This window comes from Bacteroides sp. 1_1_30 (assembly GCF_020982715.1).
GTDB classification, from domain to species: domain Bacteria; phylum Bacteroidota; class Bacteroidia; order Bacteroidales; family Bacteroidaceae; genus Bacteroides; species Bacteroides xylanisolvens.
Genome location: NZ_JAJKHN010000005.1, coordinates 1 through 19415, shown reverse-complemented (window position 1 = coordinate 19415; position 19415 = coordinate 1). Strand labels below are relative to the sequence as shown.

Annotated in this window: 12 protein-coding genes; 7 read left to right on the top strand and 5 right to left on the bottom strand. The window is 43.9% G+C overall.

Annotation, left to right across the window (positions count from 1 at the left end):
• Window positions 1-232 precede the first annotated feature (232 nt).
• On the bottom strand, window positions 233-1696 hold the full coding sequence (locus LPH68_RS02100; protein WP_049701951.1) for a glycoside hydrolase family 28 protein: 1464 nt from the start codon (window positions 1694-1696) through the stop codon (window positions 233-235).
• Between the two features lie 220 nt (window positions 1697-1916).
• On the opposite strand from LPH68_RS02100, the gene LPH68_RS02095 reads away from it, so the two are divergent.
• From LPH68_RS02095 to LPH68_RS02075, 5 genes are all read left to right on the top strand, one after another.
• On the top strand, window positions 1917-3818 hold the full coding sequence (locus LPH68_RS02095) for a rhamnogalacturonan lyase (protein WP_117810884.1): 1902 nt from the start codon (window positions 1917-1919) through the stop codon (window positions 3816-3818).
• 14 nt (window positions 3819-3832) lie between these two features.
• On the top strand, window positions 3833-6796 hold the full coding sequence (locus tag LPH68_RS02090) for a sugar-binding domain-containing protein (RefSeq protein ID WP_004308503.1): 2964 nt from the start codon (window positions 3833-3835) through the stop codon (window positions 6794-6796).
• 71 nt (window positions 6797-6867) lie between these two features.
• Complete coding sequence (locus LPH68_RS02085) at window positions 6868-7116, top strand: DUF3791 domain-containing protein (protein ID WP_004308502.1); 249 nt, start codon at window positions 6868-6870, stop codon at window positions 7114-7116.
• Window positions 7113-7637: a DUF3990 domain-containing protein gene (locus LPH68_RS02080; protein WP_049701949.1), complete on the top strand. Its 525-nt coding sequence runs from the start codon at window positions 7113-7115 to the stop codon at window positions 7635-7637. Before LPH68_RS02085 ends, LPH68_RS02080 begins: the two co-directional genes overlap by 4 nt.
• Window positions 7634-7840: a DUF3791 domain-containing protein gene (locus tag LPH68_RS02075; protein WP_004308500.1), complete on the top strand. Its 207-nt coding sequence runs from the start codon at window positions 7634-7636 to the stop codon at window positions 7838-7840. The genes LPH68_RS02080 and LPH68_RS02075 overlap by 4 nt, the downstream gene beginning before the upstream one ends.
• Window positions 7841-7910: 70 nt before the next feature.
• On the opposite strand, the gene LPH68_RS02070 is transcribed toward LPH68_RS02075, so the two are convergent.
• From LPH68_RS02070 to LPH68_RS02055, 4 genes are all read right to left on the bottom strand, one after another.
• Window positions 7911-12203, bottom strand: coding sequence for a two-component regulator propeller domain-containing protein (locus LPH68_RS02070; protein WP_230296842.1), 4293 nt, complete (start codon window positions 12201-12203; stop codon window positions 7911-7913).
• Window positions 12204-12428: 225 nt separating this feature from the next.
• Window positions 12429-12743: an L-rhamnose mutarotase gene (gene rhaM, locus LPH68_RS02065; protein WP_004308498.1), complete on the bottom strand. Its 315-nt coding sequence runs from the start codon at window positions 12741-12743 to the stop codon at window positions 12429-12431.
• A 19-nt stretch (window positions 12744-12762) separates the two neighbouring features.
• Window positions 12763-14172 (bottom strand): glycoside hydrolase family 105 protein, encoded by a 1410-nt coding sequence (locus tag LPH68_RS02060; protein ID WP_151923280.1) that lies wholly within the window; start codon window positions 14170-14172, stop codon window positions 12763-12765.
• 3 nt (window positions 14173-14175) lie between these two features.
• The gene (locus LPH68_RS02055) at window positions 14176-16017 is read right to left on the bottom strand and encodes a rhamnogalacturonan lyase (RefSeq protein ID WP_141408911.1); all 1842 of its coding nucleotides are present in this window, start codon (window positions 16015-16017) and stop codon (window positions 14176-14178) included.
• Between the two features lie 244 nt (window positions 16018-16261).
• On the opposite strand from LPH68_RS02055, the gene LPH68_RS02050 reads away from it, so the two are divergent.
• Both LPH68_RS02050 and LPH68_RS02045 read left to right on the top strand, forming a co-directional pair.
• Window positions 16262-17401, top strand: coding sequence for a glycoside hydrolase family 88 protein (locus LPH68_RS02050; protein WP_008775427.1), 1140 nt, complete (start codon window positions 16262-16264; stop codon window positions 17399-17401).
• Between the two features lie 129 nt (window positions 17402-17530).
• Entirely contained in the window at window positions 17531-19165 is a 1635-nt protein-coding gene (locus tag LPH68_RS02045) for a rhamnogalacturonan acetylesterase (protein WP_015532407.1), read from the top strand.
• Window positions 19166-19415: the final 250 nt, after the last annotated feature.

The following is a 19415-nucleotide window of genomic DNA, read 5'->3' as shown; positions in this document are numbered from 1 at the left end:
GTGATTTTTCGCAACAAAAAAGGCTGCAAATCCCATAAAGATTCGCAGCCTTTGGCTCATACAGAAACTCTCACAGCTTAACTACTGTAAGGACTTCCTGATATATTGTCATCATATTGTACTAGTTTCTTTTTCATTCTTTTTAATCAAACCTTTTATCCATTGATATTCACACCTACAAATATACAACATAAAAAAGGCTTTGTCAAGAGCTTCCTGCCTGTAAGGAGAATTATTTGTAATTAATCTCAATCTTACTATCTATATTATCCGTTTGCCGCAATCGGCTTTTATCTTTTACCGTCAAATGAATATCCTGTAACTGGAAATTCTTTCCATAAGTTATCTTTCCGACAGATTCCACCTCCGCATTAATGTTAGACAGATAAAAATTCTCGATGCGATGACTTGCGCTCCATCCCGAAGCGGAAATAAAACGTTTTGCTCCATCTGCTTTTACGTGAGAGAAATACACATTACGAAAATGAGGATACCCCTTTTCCTTCGGCTCTACCGGAGTCAACATAGTAGTCCAGTGTTCAGGAACATCTTTTCCTTCATATTCTTTCGGCAAGGCAGAATAACTATATTTCGGATTCCAGTTCAAATCGACAGACAGGATATGAGTCACACTATCAGCCTCAACACGCGTCATATAGATATTCTCGACCGTTCCGCCACGGTTCATGGATGATTTCAGACGCAATGTCGTTCCTGTGCCATACGCTATCAAATCATGAGCCAGTACATTGCGGATAGAACCGGAAGTCTCACTTCCGCAAGTCAGTAAGCCCGCACCTTTACGGGCGATACAATTACGAACCACCACATTCTCCGTCGGACGATTCACACGCAGTCCATCCGCGTCACGCCCTGCCTTAATACAAATATTATCATCGTTGCAATCCACATCACAGTTTTCTACCAGAATATTGGTGGATGAATCAATATCAATGCCATCCGTACTTGGTCCGTGACCTCCTACATTATTATTAATAGTAAGTCCGCTCACCGAACAATGATCCGAATACAAAATCTGACAAGCCCAGAATCCCGTACGCACCAACGTAAAGTCTTTCAACGTGATATGCTTGCTGTTGGAAACCAGTACTCCTCTCACCCGCTTGCAATCATAATCCACAATCCAGCGCAGATTCTTCTTCTCATATTCTTCCCGCATCGCCCAATATTTATCCCAGAATACTTTTCCGCGGCAATCGATAAAACCTTCCCCCGTAAGAGCGGCATTTTCCGCATCCATTATATTGATAACAGCCGAAGGCCATGTCATTTCGATACCGGCAATGCGGGAAGGAAATTCCGGATAGTCCTGAATATTATCACTCGCAAGCAAGGTAGTACCTTTACTAAGATGCAGGTTCACACCACTCTTGATAAACAAAGCACCTATTTTATAATACCCCGGAGCAACAACTACCGTGCCTCCTCCCTGTTGGTGACAAGCATCAATAGCGGCCTGGATAGCAGGAGTACTAAATACGGAAGTGTCATTCCGCAACCCGAACTTTCCGGCATCCCATTCTGTGTTTTCCGGAGTCCTCTGCGCCCCCACCTGATCGGCCCACGACAAATCCGGCTCTGCAGATACACTTCCCCAATCATAAGCAGGAATCGTCTTTTTCGGAGTTGTAAAACCAATCAAGGCCAATAGTACAATAGATAAAAGATACTTCATAATTACTTCTTTTAGTTCATGTTGCAAAATTATCGCATATCATCAAAGAGGTAATGGACGGATGTACGCAAAAGATAGAATATTATATCATACGGATAATTAATTTGAAAGGGTGCACAATTGTATATAGTCTTTGTACATTTCTCCATTTCATACATTCAAAAAAGGAGTAATTTTGCGAGTGAATAAATATAATAAGGTCCAAACCGATGAAACAAATATGAGAAGAATTGCAATTTATCTATTGTGCATATTCATGTTACTGCCTGTTGCAACAATGACAGCACAACCTGGTTATAACTACTCAAAGTTACAACGGGAGAAACTAAACCGCGGCGTAGTTGCCATTCGCGAAAACCCTTCAGAAGTAATCGTTTCGTGGAGGTATCTTTCTTCCGATCCGATACAGACCGGTTTCAATGTGTACAGAGACGGGAAGAAACTGACAGACACTCCCATCACAGTCAGCACCTTGTTCCGTGATAAGAATAACAGTCAGAAAACGGCTGTTTACGAAATACGTCCTGTTCTAAAAGGCAAGGAAACGCATCACATTGACGGTACATACACACTCCCGGAAAACGCGCCTCTCGGCTATCTGGAAATTCCCCTGCAAAAACCGGCCGACGGAGTAACTCCGGCAGGTGATACCTACACGTACAGTCCCAATGATGCTTCCATCGGTGACGTAGACGGTGACGGCGAATACGAAATTATCCTCAAATGGGACCCCAGCAATTCACACGACAATGCACATGAAGGCTATACAGGCGAAGTATACATCGATTGTTACCGAATGAACGGAGAACAACTATGGCGTATCAACTTGGGTAAAAACATACGTGCAGGAGCTCATTATACTCAATTTATGGTGTACGATCTGGATGGTGACGGCAAAGCGGAAGTAGTGATGCGGACTGCCGACGGAACAGTGGACGGAAAAGGAAAAGTAATTGGAAATGCTGATGCAGACTATCGCGAAGCCGGTACTTTTGACCCAAGCAGGAATCAAATGATGAAGCAAGGACGTATTCTGAAAGGCAAAGAATACCTGACTGTTTTTTCAGGAGACACCGGTGAAGCCTTACATACCATCGACTATATCCCTGCCCGCGGCAACGTTGCCGACTGGGGAGACGCAAAAGGTAACCGAAGCGACCGCTTCCTGGCTTGTGTAGCCTATCTTGACGGAGTACACCCAAGTGTTGTCATGTGCCGAGGCTACTACACACGCACCGTTCTGGCGGCCTTCGACTGGAACGGAAAAGAACTGAAGAACCGATGGGTATTCGACAGCAACCATCCCGGATGCGAGCAGTACGCCGGACAAGGAAACCACAATCTGCGTGTAGGCGATGTGGATGGTGACGGATGCGACGAAATCATTTACGGTTCCTGTGCTATCGACCACAACGGCAAAGGACTTTATTCTACCCGAATGGGACATGGAGACGCCATCCACCTGACACATTTTGACCCTTCCCGTAAAGGTCTGCAAGTATGGGACTGCCACGAAAACAAACGTGACGGAAGTACGTACAGAGATGCCGCCACCGGAGAAGTGTTATTACAGATAAAAAGCAATACCGATGTAGGACGTTGTATGGCCGCCGACATTGACCCGACTCATCCGGGTGTGGAAATGTGGTCAGGAGATTCACAAGGAATTCGAAACGTAAAAGGAGAAATCATAGCCCCTAAAATGAGAAATATGCCGACCAATATGGCTGTCTGGTGGGATGGAGACCTATTACGCGAACTATTGGATAGAAACATGATTATTAAATACGACTGGGAAAACAAAAAGTTTGTTCCGCTTGTCAAATTCACAGGAACTCTTTTCAACAATGGAACGAAATCGAATCCTTGTCTCCAAGGTGACATTATAGGCGATTGGCGGGAAGAAGTACTCGTACGCTCCGAGAACAACGCTGCTCTCCGGCTCTACGTTTCGACTATTCCGACCGAATACAGATTCCACACCTTCCTTGAAGAACCGATATACAGAATCAGTATCGCTACCCAAAATGTAGGCTATAACCAGCCAACACAACCGGGATTCTATTTCGGACCGGACCTTATAAAAATGAAAGGTACTTTCAGAGGATATCAATTCAAGTAAGTTAAGAGACTATCATGAAACACAAATTATTTCTTTTCACATTTCTCCTGGCTATACTGTCCGCCATTAATATACAGGCATCCGAACGCAAAAAATACAATTTCAACAGCGAATGGAAGCTGCGGATAGGAGACTTTCCTAAAGCCAAAGATACAAAATTCGACGACAGTAAATGGAAACAAGTAACTTTGCCCCATGCCTTCAATGAAGATGAAGCATTCAAACTTTCCATTGAACAATTGACAGATACAGTGGTATGGTATCGCAAGAGTTTCCAGATTCCGGAACTGAAAAGTAATCAGAAAGTATTCGTCGAATTTGAAGGAGTACGCCAACGCGGAGACTTCTATCTTAACGGACATTATCTAGGCAGACACGAAAACGGTGTTATGGCGGTAGGGTTCGACCTGACTCCACATATCAAAGAGGGTGAGAACGTGATTGCCGTTCGCACCGACAACGACTGGATGTACAGAGAAGAAGGAACTAACTCTAAGTTCCAGTGGAACGACCGCAATTTCAATGCCAACTATGGCGGTATTCCTAAAAACGTCTTCTTGTACGTTACTGATAATGTATATCAGACTCTTCCCCTATATAGCAACCTGAAAACGACAGGCGTATACGTCTATGCCCAAGACTTCGACATCCAAGGACGCAAAGCTACGATTCATGCCGAATCGGAAGTCAGAAATGACAGTAAAGCTACCCGGCAATTCAGCTATCAGGTGACTATACTTGATGCCGACGGCAAACTAATGAAAACTTTCCAAGGTGATAAAGTGACTTTGAAAGCCGGAGAGACTAAGACGGTAAAAGCATCTGCCATCCTTCATAATCTTCACTTCTGGAGTTGGGGATATGGTTACTTGTATACGGTAAAAACCGCTTTGAAAGATGATAATAATCAGATATTCGACGAAGTCAGTACCCGCACCGGCTTCCGCAAGACCCGCTTCGCGGAAGGAAAGATATGGTTGAACGACCGTGTTATCCAAATGAAAGGGTATGCACAGCGCACCAGCAACGAATGGCCGGCAGTAGGTCTGTCCGTACCTGCCTGGTTGAGCGATTTTTCTAATGACCTGATGGTGAAAGGAAACGCGAATCTGGTTCGCTGGATGCACGCTACTCCGTGGAAACAGGATGTAGAATCCTGCGACCGTGTAGGTCTGATACAGGCAATGCCTGCCGGAGATGCAGAAAAAGACCGTGAAGGACGTCAATGGGAACAACGGGTGGAGTTGATGCGAGACGCGATTATCTACAACCGTAATAATCCGAGTATCCTGTTCTACGAATGTGGCAACAAAGCCATCAGCCGCGAACACATGATAGAAATGAAAGCTGTCCGCGACAAATACGACCCGTTCGGCGGACGTGCCATCGGATCACGTGAAATGTTGGATATCCGCGAAGCGGAATACGGTGGCGAAATGCTGTACATCAACAGAAGCGAACATCATCCGATGTGGGCGACCGAATATTGCCGCGACGAAGGTTTAAGAAAGTACTGGGATGAATATAGCTATCCTTTCCACAAAGAAGGTGACGGACCACTTTATAAAGGACAACCGGCCACTGACTATAACCGCAACCAAGATGAACTTGCCATCACCATGATAGCCCGCTGGTATGATTATTGGCGTGAGCGTCCCGGAACGGGTAACAGAGTCAGCTCCGGCGGTACTAAAATTATCTTCTCCGACACCAATACCCACTACCGGGGTGCGGAAAACTACCGAAGAAGTGGAGTGACGGACGCGATGCGTATCGAAAAAGATGCTTTCTACGCACATCAGGTAATGTGGGACGGATGGGTAGATACGGAAAAAGACCAGACCTACATCATCGGACACTGGAACTATCCGGATAATACGGTAAAACCTGTGCAGGTAGTATCTACCGGAGAAGAGGTGGAGCTTTTCCTGAATGGTAACTCCCTGGGTAAAGGCAAACGCCAATACAATTTTCTCTTTACTTTCGACAACGTAGCCTTCAAACCGGGCAAACTGGAAGCTGTCAGCTACAATAAAGCAGGGAAAGAAATCAGTCGTTATGCTGTAAATACAGCCGGTGAACCTGCCAGTCTGAAACTTACCGCTATCCAAAACCCCGAAGGCTTTCATGCAGACGGTGCGGATATGACATTGATACAGGTGGAAGTGGTAGATAAAGACGGACAACGTTGTCCGTTGGACAACCGCACTATTCAGTTCACACTCAAGGGTCAGGCGGAATGGCGCGGAGGTATCGCTCAAGGTAAAAACAATCATATTCTTGATACAAACCTTCCGGTAGAATGTGGTATCAACCGCGCACTGATCCGCAGCACGACGGCTGCCGGAAAAGTAACTCTGACAGCACAGGCTAAAGGACTTCTAAGTGCCTCTCTCACATTGGAAACGGTGCCTGTAAAAGTGACCGGAGGTTTGAGTACCTATCTTCCGCAGGCCACTTTGAAAGGCAGACTGGATAGAGGAGAAACACCTTCTACCCCTTCTTACAAAGACAGCAAAAAGGGTGTACGAATCGTTTCGGCAAAAGCCGGTTCCAACAATAATGATGCTGAAAAAAGCTACGATGATATCGAACTGACCGAATGGAAGAATGACGGTAAACTAAGCACTGCATGGATTACCTATACATTGGAAAGAGATGCCGAAATAGACGATATATGCATCAAACTGCAAGGATGGCGTTCACGAAGTTACCCGCTGGAAGTATATGCCGGCAACACCTTGATTTGGAGCGGAAACACGGATAAAAGCCTGGGATATATTCATCTCAATGTAGAAAAGCCCGTACGTGCTAATACGATAACCATCCGCTTGAAAGGAAACACCAGTGACAAAGATGCTTTCGGACAGATTATCGAAGTAGAGGCTATAGCGGCCAATACAATGGAATTGGAAAAAAGCAGTAGCAAACACCAGTTGAGAATCATCGAAGTTGAGTTTCTCGAAACAATCAAATAAAAAAGTTCCGGCAATGTTGTTTATTTGCCTGCCATCAAGTATCTTTGTTCATAAACTGAATTTTAACGCTTATGTGTAAACAACCGGATATCCTAGAAAGTGAAAAGATTCACTTTGCAGTCATGGCAATAGAAGCTGGAGCACGCGAAATGGGAATTTCTCCTATGGAAATGCGCCGACGTTTAGAGAAAATGAATCTAATCAAACGTCTTCTACTGGACAATTACGAAGTGATGCACACACAAAGTCTAAAACATGTAGGCGAGGATGTGGTCGAGGCTTTGAAGAACTGGGAGGCACAGGAGGGCGAGAAGGGATGAAAATAACACTTTATCATGGCTCCACCCTTTCTATAGAGCATCCCTTAGCCAAAGTGGGACGTGCCGATTTAGATTTCGGTAGAGGTTTTTATCTAACCTCACTACGCTCACAAGCAGAACAGTGGGCTGCCCGCGTACAACTATTACGGGCAAGTACTACTGCATGGATTAATGTATACGAATTTGATATGGATGCAGCTATAAAAGCTGTATTCAAGCTACTTCGTTTTGATGCTTACGATCAGCATTGGTTGAATTTTATTGTCGCTAGTAGGAATGGAAAACAGCCTTGGAAAGATTATGATATTATAGAAGGAGGCGTAGCAAACGATCGGGTTATTGACACCATAGAAGATTACCTTAACGACATTATCACCATAGAGCAAGCCCTCGGGCAATTGGTATATGCACAACCTAATCATCAGATATGTTTGCTCAATCAGCAACTCATTGATACATATCTACATTTTGATAATAGTTTTCCACTGGATACTATGGACAGAAAAGGAGGTAACAAATGAGAGAACAAGTACTTTGGAGAAAAATCAGTCGCATCGTCCTATTATTATCAGCCCGATTGGAGATAAGCCCGGAAAGAGCATTAAATCTGTTTTATGAAACGAATGTATGTGCCATGTTACATGACTCCCGTTACGGACTGCATCTAATGAGTGATACTTATATTATAAATGATGTATTGCGTGAATTACAAGACAAGCAGTAATTTTAGAATATATTATGATACCAAGCAAACAAAATCTCTTCTTTTCATACCGTTCCTTTTTGAATCCTTATCACTCATTTTTTTCATTTATTCCTTCATTATTCACACCACGCTGATAAACCGATGGTGCCACCCCAAACTGTGCTTTAAAGCATTTGCTGAAATAAAAAGGATCACTGATGCCTACCTTGTAAGAGACTTCCGCAACCGTTAGATTATCTTCTGACAGCAACAACTCCGCCGCTTTCTTCATTCGCACCACACGCAAATATTCATTAGGCGAATATCCTGTTACGCCGCGTAATTTCCGATAAAAAACGGTTCGTCCCAACTTCATAAGCTGCGCAAACTCATCAATAGAAAATTCCGGGCGGGCAAGATTCTGTTCGAGAATGGCAGCCAAGCGGTCTGCAAATTCTTTATCCCGTTCGGTAGTACACATAGCCGGTCGCACAATACCCGGTTCGTTGGAGAACTTCTCACGCAATTTATCACGCTGTTCGATCAAACGGAATACACGTGCCAACAGCAGTTTAACGCTGAATGGTTTGGCGATGTATGCATCCGCACCTGCCTCAATTCCTTCCAGATGCTTTTCCGGTGAGTTCAACGCGGTCAGAAGGATAATGGGAATATGACTCGTATCAAAATCTGTTTTTAGTTTCTTGGTCACTTCAAATCCGGTCATTCCCGGCATCAGAACATCACAGATAATCAAATCAGCATCATACGTACAGGCCTTTTCAAATCCGGACGTGCCGTCGGCAGCCACTTCCACTTCAAAGTATGCGCCGATTTCTTCCCGTAGAAACTCACGAATATCATTATCATCTTCAATAATCAGCACTTTCCGTTTATTCAAAGGAGCAGCCATCTTTTCCGGGTCAGGAAGCTCTTCCGAAAGCTGTAACAAATGATGTGCATGACCGTCCGCCTCTTTCAGCAATACGTTGCCCGGAACAAGGAAGTCTTTCTCCGAATACACCGTCTTATCTGTCGGAATACATACGGTAAATACAGAACCGCCACCTTCATTGTCTTTATACTCAATCGTACCTTTATGCACCTGCACCAGTTCGTGGCTCAAATGCAGACCGACCCCAATACTGTCACCGGAGAAATTACTCTGCATAAACCGCTTGAACAATTCATTCTGTTTCTCTTTAGGAATCCCTACTCCCGTATCCGAAACCTGAATCTGCAATGTTTGCTTCCCTTCGTCCACATTCACCGAAAGAATAATCGTTCCGTTGGAAGGGGTATATTTAAATGCATTTGAAAGCAGGTTATAAGTCACCTTATCCAAATTTCCTTTATCAATAAACATCTTATAAGATGGCACCGAAGGCAAGAAACGGAAGTTCATATTCTTCTGTTCCGCCACGTTGCCGAAACTCAAAAATATTTCATAAAGGAAAGAGATGACATCTGTTTCCTCTAAAGAAAGCGCCAGTTTATTATTCTGCATCTTTCTGAATTCCAATAACTGGTTGATGAGCCTCAACATACGTTGCGTACTCTTATCCATTGTTTTCAGAGGATATATCAATTCGCGCGGAATATCTGTGACACGCTGGATTTTCTCCAAAGCTCCCTGGATTAAGGTAAGCGGAGTACGGAATTCATGAGAAATATTGGTGAAGAAGACCAGCTTATATTCAGTCAGTTGCTTCTCTACGTTAATACGGTTACGCAAACCATTAAAGTTCCGGACGATGCGGAAGGCAAAATACAAGGCTACCATCAATAACAGAACATAGCACAACATTGCCCAGGTAGTCTTCCAAAACGGCGGGACGATTACAATCTTCAGTGTAGTCTCACTGTCGTTCCATATACCCGATCCATTGCTGGACTTGACATGAAGTATGTAGGTTCCCGGATTCAGATACTTAAAGGAGGCGAAATTCAGTGGAGAAGGAGCACTCCATCCCTGGTCGTAGTTTTCCAACCAATACATATATTTCGTATGTCCGCTATCCGAATAGTCGAAAGTGGAGAAATCTATCAGGAATGAGTTTTGAAAATATTTCAGCGTAATTTCATCCGAATAAGCAAGAGACTGTTTTAAAGGAGAATCCTCCATCTGCGGATTCATCTGGGTCCCATTGACGTACAAATCAGTGAAAACAACCGGAGAAAACGTTTCACTATCTTGTATCTTTTCAGGGTCGATCACAATTAATCCATAGTTTGTACCAAAAAGCAATTTCCCATCTTCACGCATACAGGCACTATTCTCACTATACACATTTCCTAAAGTATAGGAAGAAAAGAAATAGTTCTCAAAAGAACGGGTGGACGGGGTGAACTTGGAAATTCCATATTCAGTCGCTACCCAAAGGTTTCCTTTTCTATCTCCCAAAACAGACTGGATCACATCATTGACCAACCCTTCGGAAGTTCCGTAATGCTCATATTTCAATGAATGATAGCCGTCCTGCGGCGTACAGAGGTTCAGTCCCGAACCGGAAGTACCAATCCACATACGTCCTTTCGTATCACGATAGATACATTTGATTTCATTACTGCAGAATTTTCCGTTTGTATAACTGAAGAGATGATAATTATCACCATCCGCAATCAGTGAGTCCGGATGAAAGATACAAATCCCCTCACTGGTTCCTACCCAGACCATTCCGTTTTCATCTTCTTCTATCACACGCACCATCCTCATTCCGAACGTTTGCTGGAAGAAATGCCGAAATTTATATTTCCCGTCAGAAGTAGGTTCAGCCAATTCGAGCCCCCCGCCGAATGTACCCACCCACATACGGTCTTTACGATCGCGATAAATAGCAAAAACGTTATTATCCGACAATGAAGTCGGGTCGGACGGGGTATTATAATACCAGGTATCTCCCACCTTCAATCCATTACCACGGGTTCCAGTCCACATCCGTCCCTGGCGATCTTCAGCGATTGCATAAATATTGGAATGGAAATATTGATTCGTCATTTTCGACTGAAGATTCGCGTCAAAAGTATAAAGTCCGCCTTTACGCGTACCTACCCAAATATCGCCATTAGACATCTTGGTCAACATACGGATGGTATTCGAACGGTCGAACAGTTCACGGGACTCGGGATAGATGCGAGAAGTTCCTTCATTCAACACTGAAATGCGGGATAAACCCGAATATTCCGAAGCTACCCAGATGCCACCAGCACGATCTTCCATGACATATTGCAGGAAATCCGAACTGATATGACTTTGATCGTTGATGTTGGCAACGAAATGTTCCAGTTTATCTTCGGCTGTGTTATAAGCAAAAAGCCCATTCCCATAGGTCGAAATCCAGATGATTCCGCGGGAATCATGTACGATATGATAACGTTCGAAGTCGATGTAACTGATCTTGTCTTGAGGGATCAACTGGAAATCTTTACTTTCACCGGTTGCGGCAACCACGTAGGTGAGGCGTCCTGTATGATTATATATCCAATAGTCTCCGTGGTTGTCGCGAATCAGTTCGCCCTTTTTAATATTCAGACGAGGATCAGCGGCTACTTCTCCGGTCGTAAAATCATAAGTATATACTCCGGTCGTAGTCAGAATCATCCATTTATCTTTCAACAAGAAATTTCCGGTAGGCGACGTCTGCCCTGCAACGGTTGAAAGGGCAGCCAGCTTCTGCATCTTCTGCGTAGCCGAATGGTAATAATAAATATCTCCATCTGCCGTAAGGAAATACATGTCATCCTTATAAGCCAGAGAAGAAGTGAAATGAATCAACCGGTCTTCTATCCGATATTGTCCGTTGGAGACAGAAACTAATCCGCATTGAGTGCCGATCCAGATACGTCCACTGGCATCTTCATTCACGAATTTCACCCGGTTGTCCGGCAGGTTTCCACGTTCTGTCCTGAATACGGTGGATGTCATTTCACCGTTTTTCTGATGCACCATACGTCGGCAACCATTGCCTTGATGTGATAACCATACGTCTCCGTTGGCTGTAACAAATACAGTAGAGTAATTCTGCCTTAACTCGCCGCAACCCGTATAATCAACAAAACGGGCACGTTGCAAATCATAGCAGCTATATAGTTCAGGTGTAGTGGAAATCCATAAAAAGCCATCTTTATCTTCTGTGAGATCGTAAATCCGGTTGTCGGCCAAAGACACTTTATCTCCGGCTTCCGGACGAAAGGTCAGGAAAGAGTTGCCATCATAACGACTTAATCCGTTCAAGGTAGCCAGCCACAAAAAGCCTTTGCTATCCTGATAGATGTATCGGATAGAGTTGTTGGGAAGACCATCACTAGTTCTCCTAATTGTAGAACGAAGCTCTATTGCACTATAGGCATTCAGTACAAAGCTAACAAGGAAAGTGAAGACTAAAAGGTGTCTTTGCGTCATAAAGATTCCAAGATTAATAATAAATGTTGGACAAAAATAATCAAGATAGTTGAGATAATAAAAGAAACACTCCATTAAATAGTAGGAAGTGAATATGCTAAAGGACAATTATTACCATTTTTTAGACGCGGATTACACGGATGACGCGGTTTTTTTATTCTTAAATCTGTGTCATCCGTGTAATCCGCGTCTAAAAAATTACAGACTGATAGAATTACTGAAAACTCAATCCATGTGGAATACTTCCGGCAAAGGAATGGATACCGGTGAGTTATCCGGATTCACTTCCATGATATCCGCCATATAGTCCCACCATTTCTGTACGATTTCCGTATTGCCTAAATCCTGCGAACCTGCTCCCCCTTCCGTTTTTTGGAAGGCAAACAGGATATTTGTTTCTTTATCCCAATAAATCGAATAGTCCGACACTCCATTCTGTGAAAGCAGTGCTTTCAGTTCGGGCCAGATGGCAGCATGTCTTTTTTCATATTCGGCTTCACATCCGGGTTTCAAATACATTTTAAATGCTTCTCGTTTCATGGTTTCAATCTATTTAAAGTTAATCTTTCTTTTCTTCCGTGTCGATAGCAAAAATAGGTGCTGTCGTCTTTTGTTTCACCTGGTAGTATTGAACGGCACTGTCATTCATCTTCGGATATTGATTTTTCAACAAGCGAATCATTTCCGCACCTGCCCAAAGAACCGGTCCGTAACCATGAGCCGCATATACATTGACCGGACGGTAATAGTAAAAAGCAGGGTCGAAAGCCATTCCCGTACCGACACAGGTGCCTTCCACTTGCCCCTCCGCATTTATCTTGCCGGCTACGGCATGCCATCCCAGATGAGCAACCGGTCCGTAAGCAATGGCGTCAATCCATCCTTTATTGATGGCGTGTGCCAGACAGTATACATATATTGCAGTAGCGGAAGTTTCCAGGTAAGAATCATTCCGGTCGAGCAGTTGGTGCCAAAGTCCCTCTCCGCTTTGCAAGGCTGTCACTCCACGTACATGAGCCCGGAAATAATCCATCACTTTCGCACGTTGAGGATAATCTTCCGGTAGAACGTCGAGCAGTTCGCAAGCCGTCAGCATAGCCCAACCGTTGGCGCGCGCCCAACAAAAAGCAGGATGATCGCTACTGCTTTCCACCCAACCGTGGCGATACAGTCCTTTTTCGGGGATAAACATGCGGTCGGCAAATTGCAGGAATTGTCTCACTGCTTCTGCCAGATATTTATCTTTTTGCTCCTTGTCATAATAACTCATTTGTGCTACTGCCGGAATACCCATAAACATATCATCCAGCCAAAGAGTGTTATGCTGCGGACGGTTGCGTGCAAAAGTTCCATCTGCCAGACGATACTCTTTATTTATGATGAAATCAAAATAATTACGTATCAGTTCATCCACAGGAAGCGAGGGATCTTTCAAACGGACTTTCACCATCGCTGCGCATACGGCTCCCGCATCATCCAGTGCGTGCGGAGTGAGGATTTGAAGCAACTGCGGGTCCGTTGTCCCCTTTTCTTTATAAACACGCTTGAAATGCGGTGCTACTTCGGCCAGAAAACGAAAACGATTCTGTACATAATCCATATAGCGTATGTCGCCCGTAGCTTCGGATGCCGCTATCAAGGCAGAGTAGGTCACTCCCCATTCATAACTTGCCAAACGGAAAGCTCCACGCTCCAGTTGTGCCTCCTCTCCCATCGTTGTATAGTCGGTAATCACTTTACCCGTATTCTTGTCTACCACACGGGCGGGAGTCTCCTTATCTATATAAGCAAATACACGGTCTACCTCTTTCTTTACCTGTTCCGGTGTCAAATCACCATACGTGCCCTGATAAGCAGGTTGCAATAAATGCAAAGGGGTGTTTGAGTCATTCACTACAGTTTTCTTTTTCTGCGCGCTGACAGGCAAAGCTATCAGCAACGAAGCAATGGCTATGATACGAATATTCATATTTTATTTTTTAGGTATTTTACATCCTCTGAATAGGGTTCCCTGCAAATCCGGTCCAAAGTAGAATCCCGGTTGTGTCGGCTGGTTGTAGGCTACGTTCTGGGTAGCGATACTGATGCGATAAACAGGATCCTCCAAAAAGGTGTGGAAGCGGTAATCAGTGGGAATGGTAGAGACATAAAGCCGCAAAGCGGTATTATCGGCTGTGCGCAACAGTACTTCTTCCCGCCAGTCGCCTACAATATCTCCTTGCAGGCAAGGTGTTGCCTTCGTTCCGTTGTTGGAAAGAGCTCCTTCGAAAATGGCTATACGCTCACAGACTCCTTTCTTCCAATTATATTTGCTGACTATGTTTCTATCCAATAGTTCGCGCAGTAAATCACCGTCCCACCAGACAGCCATATTACATGACAATCCTCTGACACGGGCTTTCACCACTTCTCCTTTTATATTTCTTATTCCTCCGGAAGCAAGAGACCACATTTCAACGCCCGGATGGGTCGGGTCAATATCAGCCGCCATGCAACGCCCGACATCTGTACTATCTTTTATCTGGAAAAGTATTTCTCCGGTTGCCGCATCTCTGTACGTACTTCCGTCACGCTTGTTTTCGTGACAGTCCCATACTTGCAATCCTTTGCGAGAAGGGTCGAAATGAGTCAGATGAATCGCGTCCCCATGTCCCATCTTCGTTGTGTACAGCCCTTTGCCGTTATGGTCGATGGCACACGAGCCGTAGATAATCTCATCGCATCCGTCACCGTCTACGTCACCTACCCGAAGGTTATGATTACCTTGTCCGGCATAGTCTTCACAACCGAGATGGTTACTGTCGAAAATCCAGCGTTCTTTCAGTTCCTTTCCATTCCAGTCGTATGCTGCCAATACTGTACGGGTATAATATCCACGACACATCACAACACTAGGATGGATACCGTCGAGATAGGCTACGCAAGCCAAAAAGCGGTCGCTACGATTACCACGATTGTCTCCCCAGTCCATCAGGTTTCCTCTTCCGGTTACATAATCAATCGTTTGCATCGCTTCTCCTGTCAGTCCGTTGAAGACAGTCAGATATTCCGGTCCGGTCAAAATACGTCCCTGTTCATTCCGATAGTCAGCTTGCGCATCTCCAATCACTTTTCCTTTTCCGTCCACTGTTCCGTCGGCGGTTTTCATTACTACTTCCGCTTTACCGTCACCATCGAAGTCAAACACCATAAACTGGGTGTAGTGTGCACCAGCACGTATATTACGTCCCAGATTAATGCGCCATAAATGTTGCCCGTTTAATTTATAACAATCGAAATATACCTCTCCGGTGTAACCGTCATGCGAATTATCGTGTGCGTTCGACGGATCCCATTTCAAGATAATCTCATATTCCCCGTCACCGTCTACATCGCCGATACTGGCATCATTAGGAGCATAGAAATAACTTTGCCCTGCCGGAGTCGTACCGTTTTCAGGACGATTCAGCGGGATGTTCAGATAACCAGCCGGAGCATCGGACGGCAATTGATAACAGCTTTCCGTTTTTGATTGGATAGCTTTGACGGTATAAAGTACGGATTCCGTACCTTTATATATATCCTGAAAGAAAGTCGCATTTCTTATCGGATATTTGTTTACCTTTTCACCGTTTCTATAAACATCAAAAGATTCGTCCATCGGGTCGGAGGACAGATAACGCCAAGACACGGCAACAGTAGATGGATTCTCTCTGATGGCAATTACACCGCGTCCCAAATGTTCGCGTTTCAGTTTCGAAAAGTCATAGTTCGGCTGCGCCACTACAAAAGCAGCTATCAGACACAGACTTAAAAAAGCACTTATGCATTTCATAGTTTTATCGTTAATCAATTTACAACACAAAAGTAAGCGGCACAGCCTACTTATAAAATAGAATATTGTACAGATCTATGTAGAAATCATCATATAGCCCACTTTTAAACCGCATTATAACTACCTGGTGAACAAAAATGAATATATCTGAACGGAAATCCATTGAAAAAGAAAAGTGCGTCCCTTATCTTTGCCAATGAAAATTAGAATGAACACCCAATTAATAAAACAGAATTATTTCACCATGAAGAAATCACTACTCTCATTCTTTACAGTAACCCTTCTTTGTCTTATGACAGGAAAGCCGGTCATGGCACAAGAGTTACCTGCACAAAAAGAGACTTTAGAGACTATCGTAAAAGTAAACGACTACTTTATGAAAAAGTATGCCGATTACACATTGCCTTCTTTCTATGGCAGAGTTCGTCCAAGCAATATATGGACGAGAGGCGTATATTATGAAGGATTAATGGCTCTGTATGGCATTTACCCTCGTGAGGATTATTATAAGTATGCCTACGATTGGGCTGATTTCCACAAATGGGGAATGAGAAACGGCAATACGACCCGTAACGCAGACGACCATTGCTGCGGACAAACGTATATCGACCTTTATAATATGTGTCCGTCCGATCCGAATATGATCCGGAATATAAAAGCAAGTATCGATATGGTAGTCAACACTCCGCAGGTGAACGATTGGTGGTGGATTGACGCTATCCAGATGGCAATGCCAATCTACGCTAAGTTTGGAAAAATGACCGGTGAACAGAAATACTACGATAAGATGTGGGATATGTATTCTTACACTCGTAACGTGCACGGAGAAGCCGGAATGTATAATCCTAAAGATTGCTTATGGTGGCGCGATCAGGATTTTGATCCTCCTTACAAAGAACCGAATGGAGAAGATTGCTACTGGAGTCGTGGAAATGGCTGGGTATATGCAGCTCTTGTACGGGTATTGGATGAAATCCCTACTAATGAAACACATCGCCAGGATTATATAAATGATTTTCTCGCTATGAGCAAGGCACTTAAAAAATGTCAGCGTGAAGATGGTTTCTGGAATGTGAGTCTTCATGATCCGACGAACTTCGGAGGCAAAGAGACTTCCGGAACAGCGCTGTTTGTATACGGTATGGCTTGGGGAGTCCGTAACGGACTGCTCGACCGCAAAGAATATCTTCCCGTCCTTTTAAAAGCATGGAACGCTATGGTGAAAGATGCAGTACACCCGAACGGATTCCTGGGATATGTGCAGGGAACAGGCAAAGAGCCTAAAGACGGACAGCCGGTTACTTATAAGAGTGTGCCCGACTTTGAAGACTACGGAGTCGGTTGTTTCCTGCTTGCCGGAACAGAAGTTTATAAATTAAAATAACATACACAGTTTTTTCATTAGGTTTAAAGATAATCATTCATTAGGTTTAGTTAGAGGTTAGTTAGTAGCTAGTTCCCTCACTGACTGTTTAGACACCGGTCAGTGAGGGATTTCAAAGAAAACAGATTCATGAAAAACAAATTATTCCCGTATATATGTTGGCTGATGGCCATTACATTTAGTTTGCAACTGCAAGCACAAAATAAAGTTTCCGCTCCCATGGCAGATGTCAATCAGGTAATTGACAACACGCTGGACAGCCTGAATAAAGCACGTACCTCGCGACCGGAAGCCGGTTCGAGCCGGAAAGGTGACAACCCTGTTCTGTTCCTGGTAGGTAACTCTACCATGCGTACCGGAACTTTAGGAAACGGCAACAACGGACAATGGGGATGGGGCTATTATGCAGGCGATTATTTCGACTCTAACCGGATTACTGTAGAAAATCATGCACTGGGTGGAACCAGTAGCCGTACTTTCTATAACCGTTTATGGCCGGATGTAATCAAAGGAGTACGCCCGGGAGACTGGGTTATCATCGAACTGGGGCACAATGACAACGGCCCATACGACAGCGGACGTGCCCGTGCTTCCATTCCCGGAATTGGCAAAGATACACTGAACGTAACGATTAAAGAAACCGGAGTAAAAGAAACCGTATATACCTACGGGGAATATATGCGTCGTTTCATTCAAGATGTAAAAGCCAAAGGTGCTCATCCGATCCTTTTTTCGCTTACTCCCCGCAATGCTTGGGAAGACAAAGACAGCACCATCATCACACGTGTCAACAAGACTTTTGGATTGTGGGCAAAGCAAGTAGCCGAAGAACAGCATGTTCCTTTTATTGATTTGAATGATATCAGTGCCCGCAAATTTGAAAAGTTCGGCAAGAATAAGGTGAAATATATGTTCTACATCGACCGTATACATACAAGTGCTTTCGGTGCTAAAGTAAATGCTGAATCTGCTGCTGACGGAATACGTGCGTATGAAGGACTGGAATTAGCCAATTATCTGAAACCTGTTGAGAAAGATACAGTGACAGGTTCCAGTCGGAAAGAGGGACGTCCGGTATTGTTTACTATCGGAGATAGTACGGTCAGAAATGAAGATAAAGACAAAAACGGTATGTGGGGTTGGGGAAGCGTAATTGCTGACGAGTTCAATCTAAATAAAATTTCTGTAGAAAATCGTGCGATGGCAGGACGTAGTGCACGTACTTTCCTCGATGAAGGTCGTTGGGATAAGGTATACAATGCCTTGCAACCGGGGGACTTCGTTCTGATTCAGTTCGGACATAATGATGCAGGAGATATAAACAAAGGGAAAGCCCGTGCCGAATTGCGCGGTTCGGGAGATGAGAGCAAAGTCTTTCTAATGGAAAAGACAGGCAAATATCAAGTTGTTTATACTTTCGGCTGGTATCTTCGAAAGTTCATCATGGATGTTCAGGAGAAAGGTGCCATTCCCATCGTTCTTAGTCATACGCCACGCAACAAATGGAAAGATGGAAAAATAGAACGTAATACCGAGTCTTTTGGCAAGTGGACACGTGAAGCTGCGGAAGCTACGGGAGCTTATTTTATCGATCTGAATAAGATTAGTGCCGATAAACTAGAAAAGAAAGGTGTGAAGAAAGCAGCAACTTACTATAATCATGACCATACACACTCTTCTTTGAAAGGAGCGCACATGAATGCGAAAAGCATTGTTGAAGGGTTGAAAAAGAGCGATTGCCCGTTAAAGAATTACTTAAAGTAAGAACATAAGGGATAAAGTACGCTATCTATCCCGTAATCTATTAATAGAAAAGTTACTCTTATCCCTTTGCAAACTTCTTTTGGATTAGTACCAAAGTATCAGTTGCTTAAGCAGGGAAAACGCATGAGTGCTAATTATTTAATAATCAATAGTTCCCTTCTCTTCTCAAAACATATTTAATGGCAATACTCTTGTATATCTAATAATAAATAAAGTCTTCCTAGTTACTTTTCCTCATATAGACGTGTCA